The 14,735-nt window shown below is 59.9% G+C and carries 11 protein-coding genes; all 11 read left to right on the top strand.

Going from position 1 to position 14,735, the window contains the following annotated elements; translation table 11 throughout:
- Positions 1-241: 241 nt before the first annotated feature.
- The 11 genes from ACODRZ_RS25645 to ACODRZ_RS25595 all read left to right on the top strand — a co-directional run bounded on the left by ACODRZ_RS25645 (position 242) and on the right by ACODRZ_RS25595 (position 14,477).
- On the top strand, positions 242-1,465 hold the full coding sequence (locus tag ACODRZ_RS25645; protein WP_484718144.1) for a TolC family protein: 1,224 nt from the start codon (positions 242-244) through the stop codon (positions 1,463-1,465).
- Positions 1,462-3,093 carry an efflux RND transporter periplasmic adaptor subunit gene (locus ACODRZ_RS25640; protein ID WP_073977762.1) on the top strand — a complete coding sequence of 544 codons (1,632 nt, stop codon included), beginning with the start codon at positions 1,462-1,464 and terminating at the stop codon, positions 3,091-3,093. The genes ACODRZ_RS25645 and ACODRZ_RS25640 overlap by 4 nt, the downstream gene beginning before the upstream one ends.
- 2 nt (positions 3,094-3,095) lie before the next feature.
- On the top strand, positions 3,096-6,212 hold the full coding sequence (locus ACODRZ_RS25635) for an efflux RND transporter permease subunit (protein ID WP_484718143.1): 3,117 nt from the start codon (positions 3,096-3,098) through the stop codon (positions 6,210-6,212).
- 24 nt (positions 6,213-6,236) lie between these two features.
- Positions 6,237-7,133 carry a DUF8832 domain-containing protein gene (locus tag ACODRZ_RS25630; protein WP_073977764.1) on the top strand — a complete coding sequence of 299 codons (897 nt, stop codon included), beginning with the start codon at positions 6,237-6,239 and terminating at the stop codon, positions 7,131-7,133.
- A 136-nt stretch (positions 7,134-7,269) separates the two neighbouring features.
- Entirely contained in the window at positions 7,270-7,641 is a 372-nt protein-coding gene (locus ACODRZ_RS25625) for a hypothetical protein (protein WP_155646347.1), read from the top strand.
- 68 nt (positions 7,642-7,709) lie between these two features.
- Positions 7,710-7,967: a hypothetical protein gene (locus tag ACODRZ_RS25620; protein ID WP_081095376.1), complete on the top strand. Its 258-nt coding sequence runs from the start codon at positions 7,710-7,712 to the stop codon at positions 7,965-7,967.
- A 72-nt stretch (positions 7,968-8,039) separates the two neighbouring features.
- Complete coding sequence (locus ACODRZ_RS25615; RefSeq protein ID WP_484718142.1) at positions 8,040-9,269, top strand: TolC family protein; 1,230 nt, start codon at positions 8,040-8,042, stop codon at positions 9,267-9,269.
- Positions 9,266-10,507, top strand: a complete 1,242-nt coding sequence (locus ACODRZ_RS25610) for an efflux RND transporter periplasmic adaptor subunit (protein WP_488973055.1) — start codon at positions 9,266-9,268, stop codon at positions 10,505-10,507. Before ACODRZ_RS25615 ends, ACODRZ_RS25610 begins: the two co-directional genes overlap by 4 nt.
- Positions 10,504-13,626 carry an efflux RND transporter permease subunit gene (locus tag ACODRZ_RS25605; protein ID WP_484718140.1) on the top strand — a complete coding sequence of 1,041 codons (3,123 nt, stop codon included), beginning with the start codon at positions 10,504-10,506 and terminating at the stop codon, positions 13,624-13,626. Before ACODRZ_RS25610 ends, ACODRZ_RS25605 begins: the two co-directional genes overlap by 4 nt.
- A 1-nt stretch (position 13,627) precedes the next feature.
- Positions 13,628-13,984, top strand: a complete 357-nt coding sequence (locus tag ACODRZ_RS25600; RefSeq protein ID WP_484718139.1) for a copper-binding protein — start codon at positions 13,628-13,630, stop codon at positions 13,982-13,984.
- 247 nt (positions 13,985-14,231) lie between these two features.
- The gene (locus ACODRZ_RS25595; protein ID WP_488973054.1) at positions 14,232-14,477 is read left to right on the top strand and encodes a hypothetical protein; all 246 of its coding nucleotides are present in this window, start codon (positions 14,232-14,234) and stop codon (positions 14,475-14,477) included.
- The last annotated feature ends 258 nt before the right edge of the window (positions 14,478-14,735 follow it).

The raw sequence follows: 14,735 nt of genomic DNA, 5'->3' as shown, positions 1-14,735 counted from the left end.
GAAGCGCTAAAGGCTCCGCTTGGACCCGGCATGACGTCAATTATGGTGCGTCACAACTGGTCGTCTGCCGACAAAAAGCCGAAGGTGCCCGCATCCTGAAAAATGCGCATGTTTTGAGGGTAGTCCCAATTGCGTGCGTATTATCGGAAAGCCGAAGGTGCCCGCATCCTAAAAAATGCGCATGTTTTGAGGGTAGTCCCAATTGCGTGCGTATTATCGGTATGATCAGAAAAACCGTTCGATGAACCAGAAGTCGGTTCGCCGCCATTTGGGCGTCGCAGTGGCGACGCTTAGCGCAGTTTTGCTGTCGGTCGCACCATCCCAGGCGCAAGACGCAGCTTCCGTCATATCGCTGCATGAAGCCTTTGAACGAGCAGCCGCGCAACTACCCGAAGCGGCGGCCAGTCCGGCTTTGAAGGCTCAAGCTGACGCCCAAAGTCGTGCCGCGAGCGGGCCGTTTGTTGGACCACCCGTGGCGCGCGGCGATGTCCTGACCCGCTCTGGCGGGACGATTGAGCAAGAAGCCAGCGTTTCAGCCGCCATAAAATGGCCGGGGGAAGCGCGCGCTGGTGTTAATGCCGCGACGCTGAGCGGTGATGCGGCAAATGCCGGGCTAGCGGCTGCCCAACTGGCCTTGGCAGGAGACATTCGCACCGTATATTGGCGGCTCGCCGGTGCAAGACGTGCGGTTGATATAGAGCAACAGCATGTCGCAACGGCACGAACTGAAACCGATCAGGTTGAGCGACTGGTTCAAGCCGGTGTGCAGGCACGGCGCGATCTTTTGGTATCACAAGCAGAGCTTGGCGTAGCATTGGCGAGGCTTTCGGCTGCCGAAACCGATCTTGCGGAAACGACCGCGGCGGTCGAGGCGCTTATCGGCACTGCCCCTACGAGCTTTGCCGATGAAGCCCTGTCATCCGGCACCGATATTGAAAGCCATCCCGCACTCCTTGCTGCCGAAGCCAAAGCGAAGGCTGCCGACGCGAAAGCCGGTTATGCGCGTTACAGCCTGCGACCAAGGGTGGAGGGTAGTATAGGCGTACGCCGCCAGCGAAACGATCCCCGTGGTTCTTATGAAGATGCTTTGCTTGTGGGTATCGCGGTCCCGCTAGGCCGCGATTCGCGTGCCGGTGCTGATGCAGCCGGCGCGCGGGCAGAGGCCTTGTCGGCAGGCGCAGAGGCTGCACGACTTCGCGCGCGGTTATTAGCTGACCAGCGCGCTGCGCTTGTGCGCCTGTCGGTCGCCGAACGCGCGCTCCGTGATGCCGAGGCGCGGCAAGCGGCACTGCGCGAGGCGCTGATGTTGACGCAGCGCGGTCGGGTCGAAGGCGAAATCGGCTACATCGAATATCTGCGAGCGCGGCAGGCGCTGTTCGATGCCGAGCGCGCGCTTGGTGCAGCCGAGGTCGCTAAGTCCGCCGCAATTTCTGATGTCAATCAAACGATGGGTGTGTTGCCATGATATTCCGATCTTTCATGGCGATCATTGCCGCAGCAGTTTTCCTATCCACGCCGTCAACATCATTCGCGCACGGCGATGAGGATCACGGTGCTGCGGCCGTCGCCAGCGCGCCGACGGGTGCGAAGCCCCGCATCGAGGCCCGCACGGCGACCCTTGAACTTGTCGCAGCGGTTGACGGCGACGACATGACAATCTGGATCGACGGCTGGGCCGATAATGCGCCGATCACCAATGCCAATGTGAACGTGACAATTGATGGCAAAAGCCAAGCCGCGAAATCGGCGGGCGACGTATATACTGTGTCCGACGCCAAACTTGAAACCGCTGGCGCGCATCAATTGGCCTTCCTGATCACACGCGCGGGAGCGGTCGAATCGCTGTCCGCCGAACTCATCATACCCGATGCGCAAGTGACAACCGCCAGCGGTGGGTGGGCATATTGGATGGTTGCCGCAGGCATCGCTGTTCTGGCCATCGGCGGCTTGATCTTTTGGCGCTCGCGTAGGGCAGGCGCTGCGGTTGCTGTGGTCGCGCTTGGGCTATTGTTGTTGCAACCACGCCCGATTCAGGCGCACGGCGATGAGGATCACAGCGCAGCGGCCACACCCGCCACGACGGTCACAGGCGGCGGCGATGCGGCGGCCCGGCTTCCAAGTGGCGACGTGTTTGCGCCCAAAGGTGTTCAGCGGATCATTGGTCTGCGCACAATCGTAGCAGCGGATGGCTATACCACCCCGTCTGCCAATTTAACCGGCCAAATTATTACTGATCCGCGTCGCGGCGGGCTGGTTCAAAGTGCCACGGGCGGCCGCGTTAGTGCGGGCGCTTCGGGGATTGCAGTCATTGGGCAATCGGTTCGCGCCGGACAGATATTAGCGATCATTGAGCCACCTTTACAGGCGATAGACCGTGCCTCCTTATCGCGTGAGTTGGGCGATCTCGATCAACAAATCGCACTTGCGGCCAACCGTGCAGCACGGCTTCGCCGACTTGAAGGTGTGGTTCCGCGCCGTGAAATTGAAGAGGCTGCGATTACCCTGCGCGGCCTGCAATCGCGGCGCGCAGGGCTTGGCCAAGCGACATCGGCTCGTGAAGTGCTGCGTGCGCCGATCAGCGGCGTCATTTCGGTAAGCGGGGTCCGCGTCGGCCAAGTGGTCGCTGCTCAAACGACGCTGTTCGAGATTGTCGATCCGTCACGCCTCTATGTGGAAGCCAATCTGTTCGACCGCCGCCCTATAACCACAGGAGCAAGTGCGGTCGGCAAGACGAGCGACGGCGCGACATTCGATCTGGTGTTTGAAGGCGCGGGTCTTGCTGACCGGGGCCGCGCGGCACAAGGGCTGTTCCGCATCGTCGGTGCTCCGCCGCGACTGCGTATCGGCGAAAGCGTTACCCTATCAGCGCCGCTGGGCGAGCCGGTTGCCGGGGTCATTGTTCCCCGCGCTGCCTTGATCAGCGGTGCCAACGGCTTGACCTCGGTGTTCGTCAAGACACGGGCCGAAACATTTGCTTTACGCAATGTGACCACCGCACCAGTGGACGCTGACAATGTGGCGATACTGACGGGCGTCAAAGCGGAAGAGCGCGTGGTAACAATAGGTGCAACTCTACTCGGTCAGGTGCGCTAGGCATGTTTGACGCCATCGTCGCCTTTTCGCTGCGCAACCGGATTCTCGTCCTATTTGCGGCGATCGCGCTTGTTGGGCTCGGCCTGTTATCGGCAAGCCGCTTGCCGGTGGATGTTCTGCCCAACCTCAATCGCCCGGTCGTTACGATCCTGACCGAGTCTCCCGGGCTCGCCCCGCCCGAGGTTGAAACGCTCGTAACGCGCCCGATTGAAACCTCAATGAGTGGCGTTCCCGGTGTTGAGCGTGTGCGTTCGGTATCTGGCATCGGGCTGTCGGTCGTCTATGTCGAGTTCGGCTGGAATGAGGATGTTTACCGCGCGCGCCAGCAAGTCGCCGAACGGCTAACCCTTGTTCGCGAACAAATTCCACCGAACACAGTGCCGCAAATGGGGCCGGTCACGTCCATCATGGGTGAGATCATGCTCGTCGCGATACCCTACGGCAAAGCCAGCCCGATGGAAGCGCGTGAAATTGCAGACTTTCAAGTGCGCCCACGCTTGCTCACAATTCCTGGCGTTGCGCAGGTGATCCCGATTGGCGGCGAAGTTCGGCAATACCGGGTTTCGCCCGATCCGGCAGCGATGGCAGCGCTTGGCATCACACTTGATCAGATTGACGGCGCGGTTCGCGAATTTGGCACCAACAGCGGTGGCGGGTTTGTCGACCAGTTTCAAAAGGAATATCTGATCCGGGGTGTTGCTCGGACAACGCGGATTGACGATTTGCGCGCGCTCGTCGTTGGCGAAAGCGGGGGCAATCCAGTGCGGCTTTCGCAGGTCGCAAGTGCCGATTTTGGTGCAGGCTTCCGGCGGGGGGATGCTGGCTATGGTGGCGCACCAGCAGTGGTTATCGCGGTGCAGAAACAGCCAACTGCTGATACGGTCGCTGTGACAACGCAAGTCGAGGCTGCGCTCAAGGAAATCAGCGCGACACTGCCAAACGGCATTCGCGCTGATAAGGTTCAATTTCGCCAAGCCAATTTTATTGAAACGTCGATTGGCACGCTCCAGCGGGTCTTGATTGAAGCCGCCGTCGTTGTCGCAATCATATTGTTTCTGTTTCTGCTCAACGTCCGCACGACGGCCATATCACTGATGTCGCTGCCAACATCGATCCTGATCACGACGATCATTTTTGAAGCATTCGGGCTTTCAATCAACACGATGACGCTGGGTGGACTTGCCATTGCCATAGGTGAATTGGTCGATGACGCGGTGGTTGACGTTGAGAATGTATATCGGCGATTGCGCGAAAATTCTGCGCTGGCTGAGCCCAAATCACCAATCGGAGTCATCGCTCATGCGACGGGTGAGGTGCGGTCGGGCATCGTCTATGCGACTGCAATCATCATCCTTGTATTCTTACCATTGTTTTTCCTTGGCGGCGTCGAAGGCCGCCTGTTTGCACCGCTTGGGCAAGCCTATATCGTTTCGATCCTCGCGAGCTTTGTCACTGCTGTAACGCTGACGCCAGTGCTTTGCTATTACCTACTGCCGAAGTTTGCGGCGCTCCATGAGACAAGTGAATCCGGGCTCGTTACTCGCCTCAAGAGAGTGAATGCAAAGGCGCTTGAATGGGGATTTGCACGCGTTCGGGGCGTGTTGGTTACCGCCGCGATTGTCAGTGTGCTGGCGATTGGCGGCGCGCTGCTATTGCCGCGTGCTTTCCTGCCGACGTTTAACGAAGGGAGCTTTGTCGTTGGCTATCAGCTTGAGCCAGGCATCTCGCTTGAGGCCTCAAGCCAATTGGCGGCAACTGCTGAAAAACTCCTGCTTCAGATACCACAGGTCGAGAGCGTCAGTCGCAGGACAGGCCGTGCCGAACTCGATGAACATGCCGAGGGCGTTCATTCAAGCGAGATTGATGTCGCGCTCAAGCCCGATGCTGAGGATCGGACTGCGGTTGCCGAGGCAATCCGGAGGAAGCTCGCTGTGCTTCCCGGCTCGGTATCGGTCGGTGCGCCGATTGGTCACCGGATCGATCACCTGCTTTCGGGGGTGCAAGCACAAATCGTTATCAAGATATTTGCTGAGGATCTGGACGGCGCACGCGGCAGTGCCGAGCAGCTTCGCGCGGCGATATCCGCAATTCCCGGCATCGTCGATTTGCGGATCGAAAAGCAGGTCCGCGTGCCGCAGCTTGATTTGCGGATAGATTACGATCGTGCGGGCAGCTACGGCATCACGCCGGCTGCGGTGTCCGATGCGATTGCGACGTTGTCCAATGGCAAGATCGTCAGCCGCGTGATCGACGGGCTAAAACGCTATGATGTTGTGCTGCGGTTGCCCGATGAAACACGCACAACGGCGGCGTTGGCCGATCTGCTCATTGAAACACCTAAAGGCCCGGTTCCTTTACGCAATTTGGCGGAAATCGTAGAGACCGACGGCCCCAATCAAATTCTGCGCGAAGGCGGCAAGCGCCGGATCGTCATATCGGCGAACGCGGCACCGGGCGCGAATTTAGGTAACATCGTCGCAGCCATCGAGGCAGAAACTGCAAAACTCAAGCTGCCTGCGGGCGGGTTTGTTCGCGTCGAAGGGCAGTTCGAGGCGCAGCGCGAAGCATCTTTGACAATCGGCGGTTTGTCGCTCGTGTCGTTCGGCATGATTTTCGTACTGCTCTTTACGCGATACCGCTCGGTCAAATTGGCTCTCATTATCATGGCAGGCGTCCCGATGGCGCTGGTGGGGTCGGTGATTGCACTTGGCCTTGCCGGGTTGCCGCTCTCGGTTGCCAGCATGATCGGATTTGTCACGCTCACCGGGATCGCATCGCGCAACGGCATTTTGAAGGTCAGCCACTATATAAACCTCGTTCTCCACGAAGGCGAAACATGGGGCGATGCGATGATCGTGCGCGGCACGCTGGAACGGCTGACGCCGGTGTTGATGACGGCGCTTGCGGCGGGTCTCGCGCTCACGCCGCTGCTGATCGGCGCGGACGAACCGGGTAAGGAAATCCTTCATCCGGTTGCGGTGACGATCTTTGGCGGGTTGCTGTCGGCGACACTGCTGGATGCCCTGATTACGCCGATCCTGTTTCGCTTGTTTGGCCGCGCTCCGCTCGAAAACATCATCGCCGAAGCCCGTCAATCGGGCAATTTGCAAGCCTATTAAGCCCAGCACAAAGGATATTTCTCCATGAAAAAGACATTGTTCCTGATCGCAGTCTCTGTCCTCGCACTCAGCGGTTGTGGCGAAAAGAAGCATGAGGATGGTCATACCGACGCCGATCACGCCGCAATTGCCGCCAAGGAAGGCGCTGGCGGTGATGAACATGCCGGAATGGAAATGGGAGGAGCCAGCCATCATCACGGTGCCGCAACGCTCAAGGTAGCATTGACTCCTGCTGGCACTTTCACGCCGGGTGAGCCGCAATCGGTGACGCTGACGTTGACCGACATCAAGACCGGGGCACCGATAGGCCCCGATCAACTGGCACTGGCCCACACCAAGAAGCTGCATTTGCTCATCATTGACGAAAGCCTGACCGACTACCAGCATATCCATCCGGTGGCTGGTCCCAAGGCTGGTGATTGGACGTTCAGCTTCACGCCGAAATTTGGTCGGACATACCGTGTATGGACTGATACAACGCGGGCGGACGGTGATCAGGAATACGTGTTTTCCGACATGGCTGCCGGGTCAGAAAAAGCGCCTGCGCCTGACCCAAAGCCGGTTGCAACCGCAGAAATGGGCGGGCTCAAATTCGCACTCTCGTTTGCTGGCCCGGTAAAGGCGGGTCAAGGCGTGATGGGTAGTGTTGCGATTGTCGAGGCGAAATCCGGCAAGCCTTTCACGCAGCTTCAACCGATCATGGGAGCATTCGGTCATGTCGTCGCGTTTTCGCGCGACTGGAGTTCAATCGAACACGTCCACCCGCAAGGCACCGAGCCTAAATCTGACAGCGAGCGTAGCGGGCCTGTTGTCGGCTTTCATATGGAACCCAAAAACAGCGGCGTTATGAAGATTTTCGTTCAGATCATGGCGAATGGCCGCGAGATAATTGTGCCATTCACGGTCAATGTCGGCGCGTGAGGGAGCAAAGGGCCGCAGAGAGCCATTTTTCAGGGTCGTGATGGCCGCGCGACGGCTGTATGATTAAAGGCCGTAACGAAAGACAGTTGCTCAGCGAATTGACCTTTGACGCTTCCAAGTTCAAATTAGGTTTCTGATGAAAACGCTGTTTCGCCATTTTCTGCTGCTGGGGGCCATATTCGGCCTCTTGTGGCAGGGCGTGGCTTATGCGTCGCCGCCTTGTGCGGATATGCAGCACGAACAAAGTGCAGCAACATCGCCAATGGCAGGCATGGCCGATTGCATGGATGCGATGAAGCAATCCCACAATAACACGCCGCCTTGCAAGGATATGAAGGCCGGCTGCTTCGCTATGGTGGGCTGTGCGTCCTTGGCGGCACTTGGCGTGGTTCCAATTACCGTCGCGCCCGCAATTAGCGGCTCTTTTTCTTATACATGGGCAACAAGTCCAGTTCTGAGCGGGCGCAACATAGCCCCGATACCCGACCCTCCCTCGATCCTTGGCTGAACCAACCGGCGTTCGGCGGCTTTGATGCTGTCGTGCGCGCAAAATTGATTCAACCAAGGATATTCAACATGAAAATTTTACTGACACTTGCTGCGACGCTTGCAGCGTTCACCTCTGTATCTGCTGCGTCGGCAGCCGAACGATCGGGCGGCCATTATGAATGGCAAAACCGTCCGGTTTACGGCCCCAACAAGGCCAATCTGCCTTCGCGCGTCCGCGTGTGGGTCAAGGACGCTTCCACCGTCGCTAATTGCGATTGTGCGATGATGCACGACGAGGCGACGAAGGCTGCGTGCATGGACATGCCGGGCCACGCCAAAGGCTGACAATGGATGTCCCTGGCTGGCGCGAAGCGCTGGTCGGGGACGACCTTGTTATCGTTCCGTTTGGGGGGGTGCATGAAATACTTGATCACTTTAATGGCTTTGCTCGTGCTGCCTGCGCAGCTTGCCGCCGAGCCGCTGACATTTGACGCGGCGCTTGAACGCGCAAAGAGCGCCGCGCCGAGTCTGAAAGGGCGTGCTGCCGGTGTGCAAGCCGCGCAATCGGCGGCGATAGCGGCCGACCGGCTGCCTGACCCAACGCTCGATCTTGGTATCCGCGACTTTCCGGTGACCGGGCCGGATGCGGGTAGCTTCAACCGCGATAATTTTACGATGACAACGATTGGCGTCAGCCAGCAATTTATCAATCCCGCCAAACGTCACGCTCGCGCCGCGCGGGCAGGCGCTGACATTGGCATCGCGGAAGCCGAAGTTGAAGTTGAGGCGCGCAATGTCATGCTCGAAACCGCGCTCGCATGGATTGATCTCTATTATGGCGAGCGGCGTCTGGCGCAATTGAAGCTACTCGATGAAAGCTTGGGCAGTCTTCAGGCAACCGTGACAGCACGGTTGGCATCTGGCAGCGCGCGGCCTTCGCAGGCATTCGAGCCTGAACAGTTGCAGGCGCAAGTGAGCGACCGCCGCAGCGCCCTGATGGCTGAGATTGCAAAAGCCCGCGCAAGACTGGCGCGCTTTACCGGCGATCCCGACGTCTCGGTTGCAGGCAACCCGCCAGAGTTCGCAATAAACCGGGCGCAATTACTGGCGAACGTCGGCAGTCTTCCCAGCCTGAGGGCGCTCGATGCGCAAACGGCGGCGATGGATGCCGAAACCCGGCTTGCCCGTGCCGACAAGCAACCCGACTGGAAGGTGACCGCTTCCTACGGACGGCGCGAACCGCGTTTTGGCGATCTCGTCTCGGTCGGCGTCTCGATTGACCTGCCATTATTCGGAGGCAAGCGCCAGAACCCCAAAATTGAGGCGCGCGCGAGCGAGGCCGAACGCGCGCGGTTGGAGCGCATGGCAGGCGAGCGCGAAGTTCTCGCCGCTCTGGAAAGCGACCTGGCCGAACATACGATGCACCAGGCAAGGCTCGAAAATGCGCGCGAGAATTTGGTGCCGCTGGCACGGCGGCGGGCGAAACTCGATTTTGACAGCTACGGCGCCGGCACGGTCGATCTTGGCACTGCGTTGCTGGCGACGCTCAGTGTTGCAGAAGCCGAAGTCGATTTGCTCGACCGCGAAGCCGAGGTCGCGCGCGATGCCGTCCGTATCAACATGATTTATTCAGGAGGGCAGCCATGACGGATGCAACACAGAATGCGGCTCGCTGGCGTGCCGGAATATTGGCTGCGACAATGATTGCAGGCGGCGGCGGATATTATCTCGGGCAAAGCGGTGGGGATAAAGCACCCGCAACCGCTACAAGCGCCGATGGCCGCAAAGTCCTCTATTATTACGACCCGATGTTTCCGCAGCAGAAATTCGACAAGCCCGGCAAATCGCCGTTCATGGATATGCAGCTTGAACCCAAATATGCCGATGGTGGCGGCGGCGCATCCGGCGCTGTGGCAGGAGTCAGCATCGACCCGTCCGCAATGCAGAATCTGGGCATCCGGGTGGTCGAGGCCAAAATGGGCAACTTGGCTGCGACGCTCAACGTCACCGGCAGCGTCGATTTCAACCAGCGCGACGTGGCGATCATTCAGACCCGTTCGGGCGGGTTCGTAAGCCGCGTCTATGCGCGCGCTCCCGGCGATGTCGTGCGTGCCGGTGCGCCAATTGCTGACGTCCAGCTCCCCGAATGGGGCGGCGCGCAGACCGAGTTTTTGAGCGTCAAGCGTCTGGGGCGACCAGACCTGACCGCCGCCGCACGTCAGCGGCTGCGGCTGATGGGCATGTCCAACGGCCTGATTGCGAGTGTCGAGCGAAGCGGCAAGACCAACGGCACGATTACCATCACTTCGCCGATTTCAGGCGCCATCCAGACTCTCGATGCGCGCGCTGGTGTGACGCTGGCGATGGGGCAAACGCTCGCGCAGGTAACAGGGCTTGGCACGGTCTGGCTCAACGCCGCTGTTCCTGAAGCACAGGCTGGCGCGGTGCGGATCGGGCAAAGTGCGAGCGCAACGCTCACCGCTTTTCCGGGCGAGACATTTGGCGGACGGATCATTGCTATCCTGCCAACCGCGCAAGCCGATAGCCGCACCCTCACCGTGCGGATCGAATTGGCCAATCGTGGTGGTCGGTTGCGCCCCGGCATGTTTGCCCAAGTTGCACTTGGCGGCGATACCCGCGCGGCGTTGCTGGTCCCCAGCGAAGCGGTGATCCGCACAGGCACGCGGACGATTGTGATGCTGGCAATGGGTGATGGCCGCTATCATCCCGCAGAAGTGCGCGCGGGCCGCGAAGGCGGCGGGCAGACCGAGATACTGGAAGGCTTGTCTGCCGGGGAAAAAGTCGTCGCATCGGGGCAATTCCTGCTCGATTCCGAAGCCAGCCTGACCGGCATTGCCGTCCGTTCACTCGGCGGTGGCAAATGATCGAAGCCATCATTCGCTGGTCGGTCAAGGCGCGCGGGCTGGTCGTGGTCGCGGCGCTGGTGCTGACCATCATCGGCATCGGCGCAATCCGCACGACTCCGGTGGATGCCTTGCCCGATCTCTCCGATGTGCAGGTCATCATCCGCACGACCTATCCGGGCCAAGCACCGCAGATTGTCGAGAACCAGGTCACTTACCCGCTAACGACGACGATGCTGTCCGTTCCCGGCGCGCGCGTCGTGCGCGGCTATTCGTTCGTGGGCGACAGTTTCGTCTATGTGCTGTTCGACGATGGCACCGATCTTTATTGGGCGCGCAGCCGGGTGCTGGAATATCTCAGTCAGGTTCAAGGCCGTCTGCCAGCGGGTGCCACTGCTTCACTCGGCCCCGATGCAACTGGCGTCGGCTGGATTTACGAATATGCGCTGGTGGACAAGACCGGGCGGCACGATCTGGCGCAGCTCCGCAGCATTCAGGATTGGTTCCTGCGCTACGAACTCAAATCCGTCCCCGGCGTGGCCGAAGTCGCCAGCATCGGCGGCATGGTCAAACAGTATCAGGTCGTGGTCGATCCGCAGAAGCTCGCCTCTTACGGCGTGACGGCAGGCGACGTCTCGGACGCCCTCAAGCGGGCCAATCAGGAAACCGGCGGTGCGGTCGTCGAAATGGCCGAAGCAGAATATGTCGTGCGCGCCACCGGCTATCTGAAAACGCTCGATGACTTTCGCGCGGTTCCGGTGCGGAGTGCAGCGGGCGGCGTTCCCGTCACCGTGGGCGATGTAGCTACCGTTCAAATTGGCCCCGATATGCGGCGCGGCATTGCCGAACTCAACGGTCAGGGCGAAGTCGCAGGCGGTGTCATCGTCATGCGGCAGGGCAAGAATGCCCGCGAGGTGATCGAAGGCGTCCGCACCAAGCTGGCCGAACTGAAAGCGGGGCTACCCAGGGGTGTCGAGATTGTGACGGCCTATGACCGTTCGGGCCTGATCGACCGTGCGGTCGAAAACCTCACCTCCAAGCTGCTCGAAGAATTTGCGATTGTAGCCCTCGTCTGCGGATTGTTCCTCTGGCACGCACGCTCGGCGTTGGTCGCGATCCTGACGCTGCCGCTCGGTATCCTGATCGCCTTCATCGTCATGCGCGTTCAGGGCCTTAACGCCAATATCCTCTCATTGGGCGGCATCGCCATCGCCATCGGTGCGATGGTCGATGCGGCGGTGGTGATGATCGAGAATGCCCACAAGCATCTCGAACGCTGGGCGCACGATAACCCCGATCTGGAACTGAAAGGCGAAGTGCGTTGGCGGGTCATAACCGATGCTGCCGCAGAGGTCGGCCCGGCGCTGTTCCTCAGCCTGCTCATCATCACTTTTTCGTTCATCCCGATCTTTTCGCTGCAAGGGCAGGAAGGGCGGCTGTTCGCACCGCTCGCTTTCACCAAGACTTATGCGATGGCCGCCGCCGCGCTGCTGTCGATTACCCTGGTGCCGGTGCTAATGGGCTGGCTGATCCGGGGAAAAATCCCCGCCGAAGGCAGCAACCCGATCAATCGTTTCCTTACCCGCATCTACCGTCCCGCGCTCGATTGGGTGTTGGCCAAGCCCAAGCAAGCCTTGCTCATCGCCGGGCTGGTCTTCGCATCGAGCCTGTGGCCGATCAGCCAGAGCGGCGGCGAGTTCATGCCGCAGATGAACGAAGGCGATTTGCTCTACATGCCCTCGGCCCTGCCGGGAATTTCCACGGCCAAGGCGTCGATGCTGCTCCAGCAAACCGACCGCCTCATTAAGACCGTGCCAGAGGTCGAAAGCGTGTTCGGCAAGGCGGGCCGCGCCGATACCGCGACCGACCCGGCTCCGCTCGAAATGTTCGAGACCACTATCCGGTTCAAGCCAAAGAGCGAATGGCGCAGCGGAATGACCCAGGACAAGCTGATCGAAGAACTTGATCGCACAGTCAAAGTCCCCGGCCTCGCCAATTTCTGGATTCCGCCGATCCGCAACCGCATCGACATGCTGGCGACGGGAATCAAAAGCCCGATCGGGGTGAAGGTATCGGGCGCGAATCTCGACGAGATCGACCGCGTGGCGCGCGAAATCGAGGGCGTGGCAAAGACCGTTCCCGGAATCAGCTCCGCGCTCGCCGAACGGCTGACGGGTGGGCGCTATATCGACGTCAGTATCAACCGGGCCGCCGCCGCGCGCTACGGCATGAATGTCGATGATGTGCAGGCCGTGGTGTCAGGCGCGATTGGGGGTGAGGCCATCGGTCAAACGGTTGAAGGGCTGGCGCGCTATCCGATCAACGTCCGCTACCCCCGAGAAATCCGCGACAGTCTGGATGAACTTGTCAACCTGCCGGTGCTGACCCCTTCGCGCGCGCAAATTACGCTGGGAACGGTCGCCGATGTCCGCATCGCCAATGGCCCGCCGATGCTGCGTAGCGAGAATGGCCGCCCTGCCACATGGGTCTATGTCGATGGCCGGGGACGCGCCCTGACCGAAATCGTTGGCGATCTGCAACGCGCCGTTGCTGAAAAGGTCAAACTGCCGCCCGGCATCAGCGTGGCTTACACCGGCCAGTTCGAGTTCCTCGAACGCGCGACGCAGCGGTTGAAAATCGTCGTGCCTGCCACGCTGCTGATAATCTTCGCGCTGCTCTATGCGACGTTCCGACGCTGGGACGAAGCCGCGCTCATCATGGCGACACTGCCGTTCGCGCTGACTGGTGGGGTGTGGCTGCTCTACCTGCTCGGTTACAACCAGTCGGTCGCAACCGGCGTTGGATTTATCGCGCTTGCGGGGGTTGCCGCTGAATTTGGCGTCGTCATGCTGATCTACCTCAAACATGCGCTGGCGGAACACGAACCCGAAGATGTCGAAGCCGCCGTCCGCGAAGGCGCGCTGCTGCGCGTCCGCCCCAAGGCGATGACGGTCGCGGTGATTCTCGCGGGGTTATTTCCAATCCTGATCGGCACCGGCACCGGCTCTGAAGTGATGAGCCGGATTGCTGCACCCATGATCGGCGGGATGCTCACTGCGCCCTTGCTCTCGATGCTCATCATTCCCGCCGCCTATCTGCTGATGCGGCGGCACAACCAAGTTCAACCTAAGGAGACGTGAAATGAAGAAGACAGCTTTGATGGCCGCGATGATTATCTTACCGCTGGGTCTGGCAGCCTGCGAAAAGAAAACCGAGGTGCCCAAAGCGGAGGCATCTGGCGATTCAATGGGCGGTATGACGATGCCCGCTGACGCGAAGATGGGCAAAGGCACCGGAACCGTCACTGCAATCGACGCAGCCGCCGGGAAAATCACGCTCGATCACGAAGCGATCTCCTCTGTCGGTTGGCCCGCCATGAAAATGGGCTTTTCGGCAAAGCCCGATTTGCTAAAGGGCTTAGCAATCGGCGACAAGGTGGATTTCGACCTGACCGTGACCGGCAGCGCCGGGGAAGTGACGGCCATCCGGAAGCGCTGATTTCTAGCGCAGAATCAGGCCGTCGTCCGAAGCAAATGCCTATAATTTGGGAAGCCGCCGGACGACGGTTGAGGATTGGATGATGGCTGTATCGGTCGATGCGAATGGCACGAAGCGATCAACCACAGTTTCAAGTGCTTGCACGTCGCAAGCCACCATTTTCGCCAGAAAGCAGTCTTCGCCGGTAACGTGATCCGCTGAGCGCGAGTGGCGTCTGATTGGGCCGCGTGGCGAGCAGAATTCTCCTTTGGAACTTGAGGAAATCGTATTTGGTATGCGTTGCCCGCCGACGGTGATGTACGCGGTGATCCAGACGCTCGAAAAGCGCGACCGCCCAGTGCGCTTCTTCGAGATCAGAGAGCAATGGGGCCGTTTCCTGCTTGCGAAGCGCTCGGTTGATGTGAACGAGTTGCAGGCAACGCTGCCACGCCGACAGCGTTCGCTCGATGGTGCCTTTGACGAACTTGATGATCTCGACGCCGATCGGCCATAGGCTAACGTTGCCAATATTGGGGCGGCTATTGCACCATGGTAGCGTTCGAGATACTTTGACTGCGCGGTTCCCAAGCCATGCCGAAAGGTGTGGTTATGAAATTCTACCTCAGCGCAGCGCTCATCGCGCTTAGCACCCAAGCGGCAGGCCAAGAGGCCAAGCTTGAAGACTTCTCTAGCAGGGGTCGGTACACAGAACGGACCCAGATATACGCTCTCATGACTGCCATCCGAGACGCTGGCCGAGTTTACTCCTTCG

The organism is Novosphingobium sp. FG90 (assembly GCF_057808725.1).
Note: the sequence above shows the minus strand (reverse complement) of the source record. Positions and strands in the feature narration are given on the sequence as shown.